General features: G+C 62.6%; 17 protein-coding genes. 8 read left to right on the forward strand and 9 right to left on the reverse strand.

The window, feature by feature from the left end:
- The first annotated feature begins 86 nt into the window (after positions 1–86).
- Positions 87–623, forward strand: a complete 537-nt coding sequence (locus QMO80_RS17565; protein WP_283197669.1) for a hypothetical protein — start codon at positions 87–89, stop codon at positions 621–623.
- Here the strand turns inward: QMO80_RS17565 and QMO80_RS17570 are convergent.
- Complete coding sequence (locus QMO80_RS17570) at positions 620–1,390, reverse strand: TIM barrel protein (RefSeq protein ID WP_283197670.1); 771 nt, start codon at positions 1,388–1,390, stop codon at positions 620–622. The two genes, QMO80_RS17565 and QMO80_RS17570, sit on opposite strands and share 4 nt — an antisense overlap.
- Positions 1,391–1,533: 143 nt before the next feature.
- On the opposite strand from QMO80_RS17570, the gene QMO80_RS17575 reads away from it, so the two are divergent.
- Both QMO80_RS17575 and QMO80_RS17580 read left to right on the forward strand, forming a co-directional pair.
- Entirely contained in the window at positions 1,534–2,322 is a 789-nt protein-coding gene (locus QMO80_RS17575) for an SDR family NAD(P)-dependent oxidoreductase (protein WP_071086874.1), read from the forward strand.
- A 164-nt stretch (positions 2,323–2,486) separates the two neighbouring features.
- Complete coding sequence (locus QMO80_RS17580; RefSeq protein WP_283197671.1) at positions 2,487–2,951, forward strand: Rrf2 family transcriptional regulator; 465 nt, start codon at positions 2,487–2,489, stop codon at positions 2,949–2,951.
- A gap of 106 nt (positions 2,952–3,057) precedes the next feature.
- Here the strand turns inward: QMO80_RS17580 and QMO80_RS17585 are convergent, their stop codons facing one another.
- Complete coding sequence (locus tag QMO80_RS17585) at positions 3,058–4,185, reverse strand: monooxygenase (protein WP_283197672.1); 1,128 nt, start codon at positions 4,183–4,185, stop codon at positions 3,058–3,060.
- A 262-nt stretch (positions 4,186–4,447) separates the two neighbouring features.
- Between QMO80_RS17585 and QMO80_RS17590 the strand changes: the two genes are divergently transcribed.
- Entirely contained in the window at positions 4,448–5,224 is a 777-nt protein-coding gene (locus tag QMO80_RS17590) for a metallophosphoesterase family protein (protein WP_283200214.1), read from the forward strand.
- Between the two features lie 33 nt (positions 5,225–5,257).
- Here the strand turns inward: QMO80_RS17590 and QMO80_RS17595 are convergent, their stop codons facing one another.
- The 3 genes from QMO80_RS17595 to QMO80_RS17605 form a co-directional block, all read right to left on the reverse strand.
- A complete protein-coding gene (locus tag QMO80_RS17595) occupies positions 5,258–8,443 on the reverse strand; it encodes an efflux RND transporter permease subunit (RefSeq protein WP_283197673.1) in 3,186 nt (1,061 codons plus the stop codon).
- Positions 8,440–9,618, reverse strand: coding sequence for an efflux RND transporter periplasmic adaptor subunit (locus tag QMO80_RS17600; RefSeq protein WP_283197674.1), 1,179 nt, complete (start codon positions 9,616–9,618; stop codon positions 8,440–8,442). The genes QMO80_RS17595 and QMO80_RS17600 overlap by 4 nt, the downstream gene beginning before the upstream one ends.
- A gap of 261 nt (positions 9,619–9,879) precedes the next feature.
- Complete coding sequence (locus QMO80_RS17605; protein ID WP_283197675.1) at positions 9,880–11,424, reverse strand: sodium:proton antiporter; 1,545 nt, start codon at positions 11,422–11,424, stop codon at positions 9,880–9,882.
- 248 nt (positions 11,425–11,672) lie between these two features.
- On the opposite strand from QMO80_RS17605, the gene QMO80_RS17610 reads away from it, so the two are divergent.
- The 3 genes from QMO80_RS17610 to QMO80_RS17620 are packed head-to-tail and all read left to right on the forward strand — an operon-like array spanning position 11,673 to position 14,887.
- A complete protein-coding gene (locus QMO80_RS17610) occupies positions 11,673–12,137 on the forward strand; it encodes a MarR family winged helix-turn-helix transcriptional regulator (RefSeq protein WP_283197676.1) in 465 nt (154 codons plus the stop codon).
- Positions 12,130–13,353: an HlyD family secretion protein gene (locus tag QMO80_RS17615; RefSeq protein WP_283197677.1), complete on the forward strand. Its 1,224-nt coding sequence runs from the start codon at positions 12,130–12,132 to the stop codon at positions 13,351–13,353. Before QMO80_RS17610 ends, QMO80_RS17615 begins: the two co-directional genes overlap by 8 nt.
- Positions 13,346–14,887 carry a DHA2 family efflux MFS transporter permease subunit gene (locus QMO80_RS17620; RefSeq protein ID WP_283197678.1) on the forward strand — a complete coding sequence of 514 codons (1,542 nt, stop codon included), beginning with the start codon at positions 13,346–13,348 and terminating at the stop codon, positions 14,885–14,887. The genes QMO80_RS17615 and QMO80_RS17620 overlap by 8 nt, the downstream gene beginning before the upstream one ends.
- On the opposite strand, the gene QMO80_RS17625 is transcribed toward QMO80_RS17620, so the two are convergent.
- From QMO80_RS17625 to QMO80_RS17635, 3 genes are read right to left on the reverse strand one after another with little or no spacing between them, the layout of a single operon-like run.
- On the reverse strand, positions 14,888–15,505 hold the full coding sequence (locus QMO80_RS17625; RefSeq protein ID WP_283197679.1) for a DNA-3-methyladenine glycosylase: 618 nt from the start codon (positions 15,503–15,505) through the stop codon (positions 14,888–14,890).
- 53 nt (positions 15,506–15,558) lie between these two features.
- Positions 15,559–15,873 carry a hypothetical protein gene (locus tag QMO80_RS17630; protein ID WP_283197680.1) on the reverse strand — a complete coding sequence of 105 codons (315 nt, stop codon included), beginning with the start codon at positions 15,871–15,873 and terminating at the stop codon, positions 15,559–15,561.
- Positions 15,874–15,897: 24 nt separating this feature from the next.
- Positions 15,898–16,806 (reverse strand): LysR family transcriptional regulator, encoded by a 909-nt coding sequence (locus tag QMO80_RS17635; protein ID WP_283197681.1) that lies wholly within the window; start codon positions 16,804–16,806, stop codon positions 15,898–15,900.
- A 106-nt stretch (positions 16,807–16,912) separates the two neighbouring features.
- On the opposite strand from QMO80_RS17635, the gene QMO80_RS17640 reads away from it, so the two are divergent.
- A complete protein-coding gene (locus tag QMO80_RS17640; protein ID WP_283197682.1) occupies positions 16,913–17,656 on the forward strand; it encodes an SDR family oxidoreductase in 744 nt (247 codons plus the stop codon).
- A 231-nt stretch (positions 17,657–17,887) separates the two neighbouring features.
- Here the strand turns inward: QMO80_RS17640 and QMO80_RS17645 are convergent, their stop codons facing one another.
- On the reverse strand, positions 17,888–18,799 hold the full coding sequence (locus tag QMO80_RS17645) for a LysR family transcriptional regulator (RefSeq protein ID WP_283197683.1): 912 nt from the start codon (positions 18,797–18,799) through the stop codon (positions 17,888–17,890).
- Positions 18,800–18,805: the final 6 nt, after the last annotated feature.

The raw sequence follows: 18,805 nt of genomic DNA on the forward strand, positions 1-18,805 counted from the left end.
GCTGCCTCCATCTTCGGTGTAAACAATCTAGGTAGGCGCCGCGCAGCGGCCAAGTGGATTTATCTTCAAGGAAAGCTTTTCACCCGATGAGCCACCTCCCGCAAATCGACTACGAGACGGCTTCGCAAGAGGTTCGCGCGGCGTATGATGAAGAGATCAGGCTGCGCGGACGCATGACCAACATGAAGCGGACTCTCCTGCATTCGCCGGTCGCCCATCGCATCTATGCCGAGTGGTTCACGCTGCGGGCCGAGCTCGATCCCGTCATCAGCGACCGCGAGATCTGGATCTTCTCGCATGCGATCTCGAAGGCGGCGAAATCGAAGATCGCCATCACCTTCTTTCGCCGGGCGCTGATCCGCAAGGGCTTCGATCCCGACGCGCTGGAATTTTCCGAGGAGGAGGCTTTGCTCCACGCCTTCGGCAAGGCGATCGTCGCCGATTCCAACGCCGTTCCGGTCGAGCTCTGGGCGAAGCTGAGACAACGATATGAGACCAAGGTGCTGGTCGATCTCGTCGCCTTTGCCGGCATCATGCTGGCCACCGCCGTCTTCAACAATGTCGTCGGGGTCGATTTCGACCCCGAGCTTGAAGCCTTTGCCGAAGGCGCGGCTTCGACCTAGCCGCCGAGCGAGGCGATCGCCGCCCTGACCGCGTCGGCGCCGGATCTGGTTGGCCGGTATTCCAGGCCGACGGCGCCGTCATAGCCGTTGGCGAAGATCCAGCTGAGGCGGTGGGCAAGGTCGATGCCGCCGGAGCCCGGTTCGTTGCGGCCGGGATGATCGGCGACATGAACATGGAAAACACGGTCGAGACGGCCGTCGAGCACCTCTTCAGTGCGTTCGTCCATCACGGCGGAATGGTAGATGTCGTAGACGATGCCGATCTCGGGACGGGCGACCTCATCGATGATGTCGAGGCCCTCGCGGGTCGAATCGAGGAAATAGCCGACATGGTCGATGCGGATGTTGAGCGGCTCGACGCCGAGGCGCACACCGCTGCCTGCAAGAATATCAGCACCGGCCTTCAGCATTTCGGTGAGCGCCCGGCGCTGCTCTTCGCGGCTCACGCCCGGAAGATCGTTGCCGGCCTGGGCAATCAGCACCGGCGCGCCGAGACGCTTTGCCGCGGCGACAGACTGGGCCAAACCTAGCAGCCAGGCCTGCCGGTTGCCGGCATCGGTCAGCGCGATCATCGGCTCGGCGACGAGGCTGGTAACGGCAAGACCGGTTTCATCAAGTGCTGCCTCCATCGCGTCCAGATCCTTGTCGGTCCAGCGCCAGAATTCGATCGCCGTCAGGCCGCCCGCATGAGCGCGGCGGATGCGATCGGGAAAGCTGTCGCCCTCTTCGGCAAACAGCCACTCTATGCAGGCTGAATAACGTCGCATGAAAACTCCTCGCATGTGCGGATGCAGGCTGCGACAGATCGGTGGCTGCCGCAAGAGGCGTCTCAGTGCTTGACGCCCGGTTTCATTGGCGGAACACTTGGCACATCGGGCCGGACCTGCCGGCCGCTTGCGCGGAGGAAAATATGGATCTGGGACTGAAGGGAAAGACCGCCGTCATAACAGGCGCCTCTGTCGGCATTGGCTTGGCGATCGCCGAGGGGCTGGCGGCCGAGGGCTCCAATCTCGTGCTGGCCGCCCGCGGCGGCGAACGGCTCGAGGCGGAAGCCGCCCGGATCGCCGAGAAGTACGGCGTCGGCGCCGCCGCTATTGCCGCTGATGTGGCGACGGTTGCGGGAACCGAGGCGATCATTGCCGCGGCGGCCGAAAAAGGCGGCGCCGATATCCTCATCAATAATGCCGGTACCGGCTCGAACGAGACGGTGATGGAGGCGCCCGACGAGAAGTGGCAGAGCTATTGGGACCTGCATGTGATGGCCGCCGTGCGGCTGGCGCGCGGCATCGCGCCGCAGATGAAGAGGCGCGGCGGCGGTGTCATCCTGCACAATGCCTCGATCTGCGCCGTCCAGCCGCTCTGGTACGAGCCGATCTACAATGTCAGCAAGTCGGCGCTGATGATGTTTTCGAAGACGCTTTCCACGGAGCTCATCCCGGACAATATCCGCGTCAACTGCGTCAATGCCGGCCTGATCCTGACGCCCGATTGGATCAAGACCGCCAAGCAGTTGACGGCCGAAACCGGCGGGAACTGGGAGGGCTATCTGCAGAGCGTCGCCAATGAGCACGCCGCCTCCAAACGGTTCGGGACGCCGGAAGAGTTGGCAAACGTCTTCGTCTTCCTGAGTTCGGAGCGCGCGAGCTATTGCATCGGTTCCACCTATTTCGTCGATGGCGGCATGCTGAAGACGATCTGAGCGAGGCTACAGCGCTCGGCGTTCCTTCCAAGGTCGCCGGGCAGCCTGTGGACGTTGCCGATATAAGCTATAAATAATAGCTATTTTGTTGTATGTTCACGTTTTTGACGCTATTTGCCTGCTATTGGCGGGATAAATACTGCGTTTTCTACAGGGCAACGACGATGCTGACGAAAAAGGGAAAATATGGGCTGAAGGCGCTGGTGGATCTGGCGCGGCTGGCGCCGGGTGAGACCGCCTTCATCAATGACATCGCCGCCCGCAACAATATCCCGAAGAAGTTTCTCGATACCATCCTGCTCGAACTGCGCAATGTCGGCATCCTGCGCTCGAAAAAGGGGCCGGGCGGCGGCTATTCCCTGTCGCGGCCGGCCTCCGAAATCCGCATCGGCCACGTCATCCGCACGCTCGATGGGCCCTTAGCGCCGATCCGCTGTGCCAGCCGCACGGCTTACGAGGCCTGCGACGACTGCGCCGATCCGGAAACCTGTCAGGTGCGGCGCTCGATGACCGATGTTCGTGACGCGATCGCCGCCATTCTCGACAATATGAGCCTCGAGCAATTCGTCGCCACCGGCGGCCGCATCGACGGCACCAAGGAAGCATTGCCGATCTCCGCCGCCAGCTGAATTGAATGCATGTCGCCCGGAAGTGTGTAGCGGTTCCGGGATAACGACATGCATCAAAACAAGGAGCTAAAGCGCCTCGCATGAATCAAGTTTGATGCGACGCGCTTTAGGCGTCGCCGGGCTTCGACTGATATTCGCCTGCGGCACGCACCAGTTTCTCGCGCGGTAGCGACAGCGCATGAATGCGGGCATTGCGCCAATGCCGGTCGAGATTGAGTCCGATGCCGGCCGATGTTTCCCCTGCCAGTTCGAACAGCGCGTTTGCGGTGTCGAGTGCCGTTTCTCCGGCAAGGATCGCGGCCGCCGAGGCGGAGAAATGTGCCTCCGCCATCGCCGCCTCTGCGGGATTGACCTGGGCAATGTCGAGTTTGCGGCCAGCCCGTTCCAAGGCTGCCGCGGTCGCTTCGATGCGGATGGCGCGTTCGCCGATCCGGGCAAGGACCGCCGTATCGCGATCGCCAATGGCCGCCATCAGATCGCTCCATGCGGCCCGGGCGATACCCAGGCTGACACTTGCCTTGAGCAGCAGGCCGAGCGAGGTGCCGGTCGAAACGTCGGAGGAGGGGGCAGGCGCCATCGCATCGGCATTGACGTGAAGCGTGCCGACGATCGCCGTCGCCGCGCCATTGGTGCGCTGGCCGAAGCCGTCCCAATCGTCGACCACCTGCAGGCCTCCGTCATTGCGTGCGAGGTAGAGCGTCACAAGGCGGCTGGGTGGAGCGGTGGCGGCAGCCGCGATCCAGTCGGCAAATAAAATGCCGGGCGCTTGCCGTGTTCGCCCGCTCAGTCGGCAGCCCGGGCCTTCGGCCGTAAGCTCGGCCCCGTCGGCGAAGGTGGCGCCGGCAAAGCGGTCACCGAGCAGCACACGGGCAAACAGCGATGCCTGCAGATCCTCAGTTGCCTGGGTGCGCAGCGTTTCCAGCACGCAAAAATGGTTTTCCAGCGCCTCGCCGATCGAGGCATCGCCTTCGGCAATGATTGCGACGATTTCAGCGAGCAGCGCGTTCGACACGTCGAGCCCTTGATGGTCGGGCGGAACAGTGACTGCCGTCAGTCCCGAAACCGACAGCGCGTCGAGTTCGGCAAAGGGCAGCACGCGGTTGATATCGCGTTCGCTCGCCTGATGCCGGAAGGCGGCGGCGAGGCTGCGGGCGGTGGATATCGCCTCCTCTTCACTTTCGATGCGATGCGCAGGAGGCCTCACTTTGACCTGAAACTGCGATACCGTTCCCATCGGTCACTCTTTCCTACAGCGCTCCGCGTCTTTTCGGATGGGCGAAGAACGCTGCAACAGGTTGACTCGGCGCCTCGTGCTTTCCGAAAATCGCTCTGATTGTCGCGCCGATGGCAGGGATACAGGAGTGAGGGATCGGCCCTCGAATGATAAGGCCGGTTTTTCTACAAAACCCCAAGGCTTTGAATTTTCTTACTAGCTTGATTGCCTTTTTTTCGCCTCTACTTACCGTCAAGTGGGGCTTCCTTGATTGAGAAACATGATGAGCGATACTCTTGCTCGCAACGGCGAGGTTTCGAAAATGGCACGCCAGTCGAGACCACGTCTGACGCTGGATATTGCCGCGATCCCGACCTATGCGATCGGCGACATTCATGGACGCTACGATCTGCTTGCGAAAGCCGAGGCGGCGATCCTGCGCGATGCCGCGCGGCTGCCGGGGCGCAAGCTGATTGTAACGCTTGGCGACTATATCGACCGTGGGCCGGAATCGGCCCAGGTCATCGCTCACCTCATGGAGCCGCCGCCGGATGATTTCGACCGTATCTGTCTTGCCGGCAATCATGAAATCGCCATGCTCGACTATATCGACGGCTGGATCTCCTATGACGAGTGGATGCGGATGGGTTCGGCGGAGTCGCTGAAATCCTATGGACTCGATCCGGAGCATCTGCCGCTGGTCTTTCCCTCCGGCGCGAAGCTCGATTCCTTCATCCGCCAGTCGCTGCCGCACACGCATATCGATTTCATGCGGGCCATGCCTGTCATGCTGGAGACGCCAAGCGTGATTTTCGTGCATGCCGGCATCAATCCGAAGCTGCCGCTCGGCGAGCAGACCGACGAGGATCTGGTCATGATCCGCCAGCGGTTTCTCGAAAGCCGGGTGCCGTTGCCGAAGCTCGTCGTTCACGGTCACACGCCGAACGACGAGCCCGACATACGGCCGAGACGGCTCAATCTCGATACGCGCGCCTATCGCAGCGGCAAGCTGACCGTCGCCCGCCTCTGGCAAGGTAAGGTGCATCTGTTTTCCACCTGACTGCCTGCCTTATCGGCCGGCTGTCGAAGCGGATCAGACCGTCTCGCTCTCAACCGCAACGGTCTCGACCGATTTCTCTGCCGGCCGGCGGCGGCGCCAGCCGCGCAGCACGACGTAGAAGACCGGCGTCAGGAACAGGCCGAAGATCGTCACGCCAAGCATGCCCGAAAAGACGGCGGTGCCGAGCGACTGGCGCATTTCGGCGCCGGGGCCGGTGGCGATGGCAAGCGGCAGAACGCCGAAGATGAAGGCGAATGCCGTCATCAGGATCGGGCGCAGGCGAAGATGGCTGGCCTCGATGGCCGCTTCCACCGGCGACTTGCCTTCGTCTTCCGCCTGCCTGGCAAACTCGACGATCAGAATGGCGTTCTTGGCCGCAAGACCGATCAGCACGATCAGGCCGATCTGTGTCAGGACGTTGTTGTCCATTCCCCTCAGCGAGACCCCGATCAGCGCCGCGAGCACCGCAAGCGGCACGATGAGAATGATCGCCAGCGGCAGAACCCAGCTTTCATATTGTGCCGCCAGCGCCAGGAAGACGAAGACGACGGACAGGGCGAAGATGTAGACGGCGGTGTTGCCGGTATGGGTCTCCTGATAGGCGAGTTCCGTCCATTCGAAGGTGGTCCCTTGCGGCAGGATCTTCGCCGCCAGCGCTTCCATCTTGGCGATGGCATCACCCGTCGATGTGCCTGGCGTCGGGTTGCCCTGAAGCGGCACCGAGACGTACATGTTGTAGCGTTGGACAAGCGCCGGGCCGCTGGCATCCTGGATATCCATCAATGTTCCAAGCGGAACCAGGGCGCCGGTCGCCGATCGAACCTTCAGGGCGAGGATATCTTCCCTGTCCATGCGATATTGCCGGTCGGCCTGCGCGCGCACCTGGTAGACGCGGCCGAACGCATTGAAATCGTTGACGTAGGCGACGCCGAGATTGATCGAAAGCGCGTTGAAGATGTTGGGGATCGGCACGTTCAGGAAGCGCGCCTTGTCGCGGTCGATCGACAGGAAATATTGCGGGCTTGCATCCGAGAATGTCGTAAAGACACCGGTCAGCCCTTCCGTCGTGGCCGCCGCGCCCATCATCTGGCGGGCGAGGCCGAGCACGCGCGTCATGTCGGCGTTTTCAAGATCGGAAATCTGCATCTTGAAGCCGCCGGAATTGCCGACGCCGCGCACGGATGGCGGCGGGATGGCGATGATGAAGGCTTCCTGGATGCTCTGCAGCTTGCCGTAAAGCTCGCCGATGATCTTGTTGGCGTTCTCACCGCCTTCCTCGCGTTCGGCGAAGGATTTGAACGGCACGAAGACGACGCCGGCATTCGAGGCATTGGTAAACGTCGCGCCGCTGAAGCCGGCAAATTGCACGGCGTTGCCGACGCCGGGCACGGTGCGGGCGATGTCGCCCACCTGTTTGACGACGGCATCGGTGCGCGCGAGCGAGGCGCCGTCCGGAAGCTGTATGACGACGATCGCGTAACCCTGGTCCATGGTCGGGATGAAGCCCGCGGGAACGCGCGTGCTCATGTACCAGGTTGCTCCGAGCAGGCAGACGAAGGCGACCATCGCCGCCGTCAAACCGACCCAACTGCGGACCAGATGCCGGACGGTCCATGAATAGCCGGAACTCATCCTGTCGAAGCCGCGATTGAAACCGTCCGCGAGACCTCTGCCAAACCGTGTGGCGATATTCGTGCGCCTGGTTTCGTGGTCGTGGGGTCTCAGTAATATGCCCGCAAGGGCGGGCGACAATGTCAGCGAATTCAAGGCCGATATCGCGGTGGTGACCGAGATCGTCACGGCGAACTGCCGGTAGAACTGGCCCGATATGCCGGGGATGAAGGCTGTCGGCACGAACACGGCGATCAGCACCAGCGAGATGGCGACGACGGCGGTTCCGACTTCGTCCATCGTCACATGGGAAGCCTGTTTCGGCGTCATCCCGCGCGCCAGATTGCGCTCGACGTTTTCCACCACGACGATCGCGTCGTCGACGACGATGCCGATGGCGAGCACAAGCCCGAACAGGGTCAGCATGTTGAGCGAAAAACCGAAGGCCAGCAGGACGGCGAAGGTGCCGATCAGCGAGACCGGGATGGCGACGATCGGTATGATCGCGGTTCGCCAGGACTGCAGGAAGACGAGAACGACGATCGCCACCAGGATGGCCGCCTCTGCGATGGTTCTATAGACCTCGCTGATCGAATCCGAGATGAATTCCGTGGTGTCGTAGACGATGCGATATTCCAGGCCCTCCGGGAAATTCTGGGAGATGTCCTTCATCAGGGTCTGGACCTGATGGGCCGTGTCCAGCGCATTGGTTCCCGGCCGGGCGAAAATGCCAAGGGCGACCGCCGGGTCGTTGTTGAGATAGCTGTTGGTGACGTAGTCCTGGGCGCCGAGTTCGATGCGGGCGACATCCTGCAACTGCACGAGCCGGCCGGCTCCCGTCGATTTGACGATGACGTAGCGGAATTCGCGCACATCGGAGAAACGCCCGTCCGTTCGCACCGTATATTCGAAGGCGTTCTTGCCGGTCACCGGCGGGGCGCCGATCTTGCCGCCGGAGACCTGGACGTTCTGGTCCCTCAGGGCGGAGACGACGTCGTCGGAGGTCATGCCGTAGGCGGAGAGCTTTTCCGGATCCAGCCAGATGCGCATCGAATACTGGCGCTCGCCGAAGATCTGCACGTCGCCGACGCCGTCGAGGCGGACGAGAACGTCGCGGATGCGGTTGCGGGCATAGTTCGAAACGTAAAGCTGGTCATAGCGATGCGAGGGCGACAGCAGGTGCACCACCATCATCAGGTCGGGCGAACTTTTGTCGGTGGTGACGCCGAGCCGCTGGACTTCCTCGGGAAGGCGGGGCAGTGCGATCGAAACGCGGTTCTGGACCAGCACCTGCACCTTGTCGAGATCGGTGCCGAGCTTGAAGGTGATCGTCAGCGACATGGCGCCGTCGGCGCTGGAATAGGACGACATGTAAAGCATGTCTTCGACGCCGTTGATCTGCTGTTCGAGCGGGGTCGAAACGGTGTCGGCGATCGTCTGCGGGTCGGCGCCGGGATAGGAGGTGCGCACGACGATGGTCGGCGGCGCGATCTCCGGATATTGGGAGACCGGCAATTGCGTGTAGGCGATGCCGCCGACGACGAGAAAGAGAATCGAGATGACGGCCGCAAAGATCGGCCGGTCGACGAAGAAGTGCGCGAATCTCATTGTCCGCTCTCCGCATCGGCGGCTTCCGGCGGAGTGTCCTGCCGTTCCTGCGGCAGTTCGCTCATTTGAGGCGTGATCGTCGAACCCGGCCGGGCGCGCATCAGGCCGTTGACGATGATCGTCTCGCTGCCGTCGAGGCCCTCGCGGATCACCCGGTAGCCGTAGAGCCGCGGGCCGGGCCTTACGGGCTTGGTCGAAACCTTTCCTTGCGGGTCAACCACATAGACGACACGCTCGTTCTGATCCGAGCCGATTGCCTCGTCCGGGACGAGAATGGCCTTATAGGTATTGGAGGCTGCGACCTGGACGCGGCCGAAGAGGCCCGGCTGAAGGATAAGATCGGGATTTGGCAGACGTGCACGGATGCGGATGGTGCCGCTCTCGTTGTCGACCCGGTTTTCGGCGAAATCGAGTTTTCCCTTGAAGGGTTTGGCTGTGGGATCCGAGATCGCGACGGACACATCGACGCCGCCGCCGCCCAGCTGAAGATCCTTGCCCTGCTTGCGCGCGGTATCGGCAAAATTCAGCAGGCGGCGTTCGTCGACGTCGAAATAGAAATCGATCGGATCGAGCGAAACGATGGTGGTGAGCACCGTCTGGTCGGCCTGCACGAGATTGCCGGTCGAGATCAGGCGGCGGTCGATGCGGCCGCTGAGCGGCGCCTTGATCTCGGTATATTCCATGTCGAGAGCAGCGCGGTCGGCTGCGGCCTGGGCGCCGCGGACATTGGCCTCGGCGGAATCGAATTCGCGGCGGCGATCGTCCAGCGTCTGCGCCGACTGGCTGCCGCTCGATGCGAGCGACTGGGCGCGTTTGTACTGCGCATCGGCAAAGACGAGAGCGGATTGGGAGGCTTCGAGCGACGCCTTTGCCTGGTTGAGCGCTGTTATGAACGGCCGCTGGTCGATGACGAAGAGCAAGTCGCCCTGCTTCACCAAAGCGCCGTCCTCGAAATGGACTTCCTGCAGATAGCCGCCGACGCGCGAGCGGACGGAGACTTCGTCGACCGGCTGGAAACGGCCGATGAACTCGTCATTGTCGATGACATCGCGCACCACCGGCTTTGCGACGGTGACGGGAGGAGGGGCGGATGGGGCGCCCTGCGCCATCGCGGCCAGAGGCATGAACGTGGCGATACAGCCAAGCACCAACATCCGACGAAGCGCGTAAGTCATACCGGTCCCTCCAATCTCGACAGCCGATCGACTGCCGCCGAAGCTAAGATGAAGTGATGCTATTCGTATCTTGCTGCCGTGAACGAAGGCCTCGGCCCCCGCGATTTCCTCCGGCGTCCAATCTTGGGAAAGGAAGGCCGGCACGCAATGCACATCGGAAAAAATCGTAACGCTATGGAACTGGATATAAACGGCAGAGGCGAAAAATAGCAAATGCCAATTGGCTGCGGTTGCCGAATCCATCAAAACGTCATGGGCAAGTCAGCTCTCGACGATCTCGTCGCGGCCGGGCGGCAGGACGGCAAGTTCGGCCCAATCGAGTTCCTGTTCCAGCATGTGGAAGACATCGTCGTCGATCTCGCCGGCACGGCGCATCACTGCCAGTTTGCGGCGTTTTGCGGCAATGACGCTGCGGCGTTGCTTGTCGAGCCTGCTGACCTCGCGCGGGTGTTTCCCGTCGGCGGCGATCTCGCGCTCCGAGGTGTAGACGTCGCGCAGGATGCGGGTGGCTTTGTCCTCGCCGTCGGTAAGTTCGGCCAGCGCTGCATCGAGCAATGCGACCCGGGCCCTGGTGAGGTCGCGATCCAAAGAAGTGTCCGGCTCGAATTTCAGCAAGCGGATCAGCGGTCCGAGCGTCAGGCCCTGGACGATGAGCGTGCCGAGAACGACGGTAAGCGCGCTGAGCAGGATGATGTCGCGATCGGGGAAGTCGATCGGCAGAGCGAGCGCGGTCGCCAACGTGACGAGGCCGCGCATGCCGCACCAGCCGGCCAGCAGGCTGGTCGCGAAGGTGGGAACGGCTTGTCTGGTGTAGCCGCGCTCGGCGAGGAAGGTGATCGCGCGGTTATAGAAGAGCACCCAGGCCAGACGCACGAGAATGACGGTGACGAAGACCGCGGCGGCCAGGATGATCGCGAAATTCAGCCGGCCGGGATCGAGATCGAGGACGATCTGGCGGACCTGCAGGCCCATCAGCAGGAAGGCCAGCACGTTGAGGAGGAAGACCGCCGCGTCCCAGACCGAATAGGAATGAATGCGGTGGCGGGCCGTCTGGCGCTCGGGCATGTAGCGGGCGATCACCATCGCATAGACGACGATGGCGAGGATCGCCGAAAGATGCAGCCGCTCGGCGATGATCCAGGTGCCGAAGGTGGCGACGAATTCGAGCAGGGTGCCGCCGAGCGTGCCGGCGAGCTTCAACCCGACGACCATGTAGAGACGGCCGAGGAGATAACCGAGGATGAGGCCGCCCGGCACCGCCAGCGCCAGCTCCGCCAGGGCGCCGGTGAAGAAGGTGGGGCTTGCGGCGGCCGCCACCGCGGCGCTGAAGATCAGCAGCGCCACGGCATCGTTGAGAAGGCTTTCGCCTTTCAAGATCACATAGGTCTGGCGCGGCAGGTCGAAGCGGTCGAGCATGGCGGTCGCCGCCGCCGCATCCGGCGGCGCGACGATGGCGCCGAGTGCGATGGCCGCGGCAAGCGGCAGGCCGGCCATGGTCACGCCGACGGCGGCAACGGCTGCGGCCGTCACGATCACGGCGATGGCGGCAAGCGAGAAGAGCGGCAGCCAGTTTCGTCGCAACGTCCGCGGCGGCAGATCGTAGGCGGCGTCGAAAAGCACCGGCGCGATCAGCAGCGCCAGTGCCAGTTCGGGATCGATCGCAACCTCGGGCGCCCAGGGCACGGCGGCGACGATGACGCCGGCGATCGCCAGCATGGTGGGATAAGGGATGCGGAATTTCCTGGAGAATTGCAGGAAGACGATCGCCACCAGCAGCAGCGTCAGCATGCTTTCGAAGAATGCCATCGAACTCCCCAATGCGTGCTTCCGTCGGAGGCTGTTCCTGCGGCGGAAAGTTAGGGCGGGGCGGTGCCACGGCTACTGTCCGGTGTCTCGAAAGGACCGCGGGAGGGAAGCGCAGCACAGGCTCGACCGGCCTGCGGCATTTTCGCCGCGGTGGGCGATTCTGTCGTCCACGCCCTTGTGCATCGTACAAGCTCAATATATCTACCGCTATTATAAGTATGCTTATAAATTAACGATCGCAGGTTTTCATGAGCGCCACGCCCACCCTCGGCTTCCTTCTCCACGACGTCGCACGGCTGCTGCGCAAGCGGTTCGAGCAACGCGCGAAGTGCCTTGGGCTGACCCGGTCGCAATGGCAGACGCTGGCCTATCTTTCCAACAATGAAGGCATCCATCAAAGCGGCCTTGCCGAAATCCTCGAGGTCGAGCCGATCACGCTGGTGCGCATTCTCGATAAGCTCGCCGAACGCGGGCTGATCGAGCGCCGCCAGCACCCCACCGACCGACGCATATGGCTGCTCTACATGCGCGACGAGGCGCATCCGCTGCTTGCCGAGATGCGCGAGCTTGGCGACACCACCCGCGCCGAAGCGTTGCAAAGCATTACGGCCGAGCAGCGCGAGCAGCTTTTCCACATCCTATCCGTAATGAAGACGAACCTGGTTCAGGCATGCCGGAGCCCGGTCGACGAGAATGAGACGAACGATGGCTGATCAATCCCCCCTCCGCGTCGTTGCCGACGCCAATGCCAAGACACCAGTCGAAGAAAACCAAGCCAAACAGCAGGAAACGGTAGCCGAAGCGCCTTCATCCAATTCAGCGCCGGCTGCCGCCGTGGCTGCGCCTGGCGGCAACAAGGTCCGCCGCCGGCGCAGCCTCACGCGGCCGATCCTGTTCGCCCTGCTGCCGGTGGCCCTCGTCGTCGGCGGCTACTATTACGTCAATGGCGGGCAGGTGATGTCGACCGACAACGCCTATCTCCAGGCCGATATGGTCGGGCTGACCACCGATGTCTCGGGCATCGTCGAGAAGATCGACGTGCATGAGAACGAGGCGGTCAAGGCGGGGCAGGTGCTCTTCAGTCTGAGAGCCGATTCCTTCAAGATCGCGCTCGACGGCGCCAAGGCGCAGCTCGGCGTGCAGCGCAACCAGATCATGAACCTCAAGGCCAGCTACCAGCAGTCGCTGGCAGAGATCACCCAGGCGCAAGCCGATCTGCCTTATTACCGCGATCAGTTCGACCGGCAGCAGAACCTCGTCAACAATGGCAGCGCCACGCAATCGGCCTATGACGAGGCCAAGCATAATCTCGAGGCTGCCGAGCAGAAGGTGAGCGTCGCCAAGGCTGAAGCCGCAACCACGCTTGCTCAGCTCGGCGGTTCCGCCGACCAGCCGACCGAGGAGAACCCGCTCTATCTGCAGGCCAAGTCGAATGTCGACAATGCCCAGCGCGAACTCGACCACAGCGTCGTCAAGGCGCCGTTCGACGGCATCGTCACCAATGTCAACGCGCTGCAGGTCGGCTCCTATCTGCAGGCCTCGCAGCAGGCATTCTCGCTCGTTGCCACCGATCACCTGTGGATCGCCGCCAGCCCGAAGGAAACCGAGCTTACTTATGTCAAACCCGGCCAGACAGCCGAGATCTACGTCGACACCTATCCCGGCGTGATGTGGAAGGGCAAGGTCGAGAGCATCAGCCCGGCCTCCGGCTCCAGCTTCTCGCTGCTGCCGGCGCAGAACACCACGGGCAACTGGGTGAAGGTCGTCCAGCGCATTCCGATGCGCGTCAGCATCGAAGACACCGGGGGCAAGCCGCCGCTTCGCGTCGGCATGAGCACGGTCGTCGATGTCGAGACCGGCCATATCAGAGGCTTGCCCGATTTCGTCAACAAGCTTCTGGGCCGGCCCCAGGGCGGGGATCATGAGTAACGTTTCCGCTTCCCCGGCGACCCCGGTTGCCAATCGCGGCGCGATCACGGCTTGCGTCATTCTCGCCGTCATCATGCAGGCACTGGACACGACGATCGCCAACGTGGCGCTGCCCTATATCCAGGGCAGCGTGTCGGCCTCCGCCGACCAGATCAACTGGGTCCTGACCTCCTACATCGTCGCGGCGGCGATCATGACGCCGCCCTCGGGCTTCCTTGCCGCCAAGTTCGGCCGCAAGCGCGTGCTGCTCGTCGCCATATCAGGCTTCGTGGCGGCCTCGGTTCTCTGCGGCCTGGCGCAATCGCTCAACCAGATCGTTGCCTTCCGCCTGTTGCAGGGCCTGTTCGGCGCATCGCTGGTGCCGCTTTCCCAGGGCATTCTCCTCGACATTTATACGGTCGAGGAACGCGGCTCGGCCATGGCCCTTTTCGGCGTCTCGGTGATGGTCGGGCCGGTCCTCGGCCCGGTCATCGGCGGCTGGCTGACCGACAATATCAGCTGGCGCTGGGTGTTCTACATCAACGTGCCGATCGGTGCGCTCGCCTTTGCCGGTATCGTCATCTTCGTTTCGGAAACGAATAGGGATGCGCTCGCCAAGCTGGACTGGTTCGGTTTCGGGATGATGAGCCTGTTCATCGCCTCGCTGCAGCTCTTCCTCGATCGCGGCGAGCAGCTCGACTGGTTCTCCTCCGGCGAGATCATGGTCGAAGCGGTCATCTGCGCCGCCGCCTTCTATCTGCTTCTGGTGCATACGCTGACGGCCGAGAAATCCTTCGTCAATCCGAAGTTGTTCCTCGACCAGAATTTTTCGATCAGCATAATCTTCATCTTCGTGATCGGCATCACCTATCTCGCCTCGCTGGCGCTGATGACGCCCTATCTGCAGACGCTGATGGGCTATCCCGTCATCACCGCCGGCATCGTCATGGGGCCGCGCGGGCTCGGCACCATGCTGTGCATGTTCATCGTCGGGCGGCTGATCGGCAAGGTCGATACGCGCTGGCTGCTGGTGCTGGGCCTCGGGCTGACCGCCTGGGCGATGTACGACATGACCGGCTGGACGCCCGATGTTTCGCAATGGACGATCGTCTCGGTCGGTTTCATCCAGGGCGCCGGCCTCGGTTTCCTGTTCGTGCCGCTGACGACGATCGCTTTCGCCACGCTGCCCGCCCATATGCGCGGCGACGGCACCGGCCTCTACAACCTGTCGCGCAACATCGGTTCGTCGGTCGGTATCTCGATCGTCTCGGCGCTGATCGTCGAGAATACGCAGAGCAATCATGAATCGATCGCCGCCTATGTGACACCGTTCAACCACGCCTTCAACGCGGTGGCAGCGCAGGGGCTCAGCCCGGTGACGGCGGCCGGGCGCGCTTCGCTCAACGAGATCATCACCCTGCAATCGACGATCATCGCCTATATGGACGATTTCAAGCTGTTGATGCTGATGTCGCTCGCGGTCATTCCGCTGGTGCTCTTGCTGCGCAAGCCGAAGGCGGCGCCCGCCGTCGACCACAGTGCGGTGATGGAATAATCAGCGAAACGGCTTGCTCAGATGACGCGATCCCTGAATGCCGAAGCGCCATGGCACTTCGGCATTTTTGGTGATGCCGATACGCTTTCCCGAGATGATCGGCACCGGCACGGACGGCGTCAGCGCATAGGGCGCGCGGTCGAGCAGCCTGTCGTTGATCTCGATGTCGATGCCGAGCGCCTGGCAGAGTTTGCCCGGGCCGCTGCAGAGCGCCGTCAGCCTGTCGGTGCCGCGCCGCTCCATCATCAAAGGGATTCCCGTTTCCGGCTCGATCGCCCGGATCAGCACGGCCGAGCCCGTATGGCAGACGAAGTTCAGGCACCAGTACATGCCGTAAATGCGGTAGATATAGACATTGCCGGGCGGGCCGTACATGGCGCCGTTGCGCTTGGTCGGGCCGCGGAAGCTGTGCGAGGCCTCGTCATCGGGAAAATAGGCTTCGGTCTCGGTGATCCGGCCGCCGGCGCCGTCGACCGTGAGGTGGCAGCCGAGCAGATCACGGGCAACGGCGATCGCGTCGCGCTCGAAAAACGCCCTGAGGCTTTCGCCGGTGAGCGCGCCGGCGCCGGTCGCGCCCGATATCATTCCACTCTCGGTCATGGCCGACGCAGATAACATCCAGTGCATCCGCCGTCATCCCGAAACCGCTTCATACTTTGGGCCCACCCGCTTCAGCGGCCGGCGCTCGGATCGCGCATCGGGATCGAGGATGATGTGACCGAGACCGGGTCGCTCGCCGGGAAGGAATCCTCCAGGCCTTCCTCCAGCTCTTCTTCGAGCAAAGCGGGATCCTTGCCGCGCGCGCCGTCGCCATGGACAGGTTCGATGGCCACCGCAAGCAGGGTTTTGGCCCGCGAGACGGCGTTTTCCGGGGTCAGTTCAGGCGTGCTTCGCAGCGTCACGGCAATGCTGTCTTCACCTTCGCCGCCGAATTCGACAACGAAGCCGTCTTCCGTCTGGTAGACGGTGATATCGTTGAGTGCCATCGCCGCTCCCCCCAAACGCTCATATTAGCAAAGCGCGTTTTGCGACTTTTGTCGAGCGAAGACCTTCACCAGCCAGTCGATGAAAACGCGTACGCGCGGCGAAAGCTGGCGGTTGCGGGGGTAGAGCAGGGAGACCGGCGTCGGGGTCGGCGGAAAATCCTTGAGCACATGGATCAGCGTTCCCTCGGCAAGATCTTTTTCAGCGTGATAACGCGGGATCTGGATCAGGCCGAGGCCTATTCTCGCCGCTGAAATGTAGCTTTCGGCGGCGTTGACGGCGACGGCGGCGGGAATGCGGATCTCATGCACCACGCCGTCGACGGTGAATTCGAGCGGCAACTGGCTGCCGGTGCCGCTGGAGCGGAAGCCGACCATGCGGTGGCCGGCAAGCCGGTCTGGATGCTGCGGCAGGCCATGGGCGGCGATATAGGCAGGGGAGGCGAGCGTGATCTCGTCGAGCATGGCGACACGCCTGATGATCATGTCGCTATCCCCGGGCGTGCCGGCGCGCAGCACGCAGTCGATGCCTTCGCGCACGAGATCGACCAGCCGGTCGCCCTCGCTCATGTAGAATTCGATCTCGGGATAGGTCCGGAGAAAAGACGGCAGGCTCGGCAGCACGAAATGGCGGGCGAGGGTGCCGTGCACATCGACGCGCAGCAGGCCCTTTGGCCTGGCGCCGGCAAAGGCGCCTTCGGCATCCTCGATATCGGCAAGGATCGACAGGCAGCGCTGGTAATAGGCTTCGCCGTCCAACGTCGGGCTGACATGGCGTGTCGTGCGCTGGAGAAGGCGCACGCCGAGGCGGGCCTCGAGCTGCTTCACCGCATCGGTGACGGTCGAGCGCGGCAGGCCGGTGTCTTGGGCGGCAAGGGTGAAGCTGCGACGCTCCACGACGCGGCAAAACACCCGCATGGCATCGAATCTGTCCATCTATTTGTTCGCTATTTCCGGATAGTGATGTCGAATAATGCCTGATTATCCGCAAGAGGAAAAGGCACATCTTTTTCTCATCGAAACGCGATGAAGGAGAACGGCAATGGCTTCCAACGAAAACGGCAAGGTCGCACTGGTCACCGGCGCTTCCCGCGGCATCGGCGCGGCGGTCGCCAAACGCCTCGCCAAGGACGGTTTTACCGTCGTCATCAATTACGCCGGCAATGCGGCTCCGGCAGAGGAACTCGCCCGGGAGATCGAGCAGGCCGGCGGCAAGGCGCTGACCGAGAAAGCCGATGTCAGCGATGCGCAAGCCGTCCGCCGCATGTTCGATGCCGCGCAAACCGCCTTCGGCGGCGTCGACGTGCTCGTCAACAATGCCGGCATCATGATGCTCTCGTCGCTCGCCGAGGCCGATGACGCCAATTTCGACCGGCAGATCGCCGTCAACCTCAAGGGCACTTTCAATACGCTGAAGGAAGCGGCCAGGCGCTTGCGCGACGGCGGCCGGATCATCAACTTCTCCACTTCAGTCGTCGGGTTGAAGCTCGAGACCTACGGTGTCTATGCCGCCACCAAGGCTGCCGTCGAAACGTTGACGGCGATCATGGCCAAGGAGATGCGCGGCCGCAACATCACCGTCAACGCCATCGCGCCCGGTCCTGTCGCCACCGATCTTTTCCTCAATGGCAAGTCGGAGGAGCTCGTCGCCCGCATGGCGAAGATGAATCCGCTGGAGCGTCTCGGCACACCTAAAGACATCGCCGCCGCCGTGGCCTTTCTCGCCGGTCCGGACGGCGGCTGGATCAATGGTCAGACGCTGCGCGCCAATGGCGGCATGATCTGACGGGCTCCGTGCTCGCAATTATGTGAACGGGCTTGCGGAATTTTCCCTTACAATCCTGCGGAGAGTGCGTATATCTATTTTATCGCGAAAGAGTGGAATTCCCTGCCGCTCTTTTCCGAACCTCCACAGCCTGCCGCGCCCTCCTGCGGTGCGACAGGCTTGATGTTCAAAGTTGCACATTGCGGTCCGTTGAAGGTTTCCCCGCCTTCCGGGCCGTATTTCTTTTGGCGCTCAGAAGTCGTTCAATCTCGCCTCTACCAGAAGCTTTACCAGCCAATCGACAAAGACGCGAACCTTGTTGCTGAGGTGGCGGTTCGGGGGGTAGACGACGTAGAGCGGCAGCGGATCGCGGCGCCAGTCCGGGAGCACGCGGACGAGGTCACCCTTTGCCATCGGCTCACGCGCCATGAAGATCGGCACCTGCGCAATGCCGAGACCCGTCAGCGCAGCCGTCAGATAGGTGCGGCTATCGTTGACCGAGGCGATGTAACGCGGATTGGTCTCGATCACCTCGTTGTGCCGGCGAAATTCGAAGGGCAGCGTTCGGTTGTTTTGGGCGCGGAAATAGTTGACGGAGTAATGATCGGCCTCCAGATCCTCCGGCCGTTCGGGCATGCCGAATTTCTCGATATAGCTTGGCGACGCACAGGTGATCATCTCGACTTCGGAGACACGCCGCGCGATCAGCGACTGGTCGGCCGGCGTGCCGCCCCGTAGCGCGCAGTCGACATTTTCCGCAAGATAATCGACCGTGCGGTCGCCGACACCGAGGTCGATGCGGATATCGGGATAACGCTGATAAAAATCGCAGAGTGCGGGAACGACGATCCAGTCGGCGAAAGCACCGGCCATTTCGACACGCAGCCGCCCGCTCGGCAGGCTCTGTGAATTGGAGAGGCTGCCGTCGAGTTCCTCCAGCTCCGAAATGATCTGGGCGGCGCGTTCGTAATAGAGCGCGCCGTCCGTGGTCACCATCACCCGGCGCGTCGTGCGATTCAGAAGCTTGGTGCGCAGATGCGCCTCCAGGCCCTGGATGAGGTTGGTTACCGTCGCCTTGGGCATGGCGAGCATGTCGGCGGCGCGGGTGAAATTGCCCGTCTCCACCACGCGGATGAAGACGCGCATTGCCGAGAGCTGATCCATCGGTTT

This window comes from Rhizobium sp. BT03 (assembly GCF_030053155.1).
Taxonomy (GTDB): domain Bacteria; phylum Pseudomonadota; class Alphaproteobacteria; order Rhizobiales; family Rhizobiaceae; genus Rhizobium.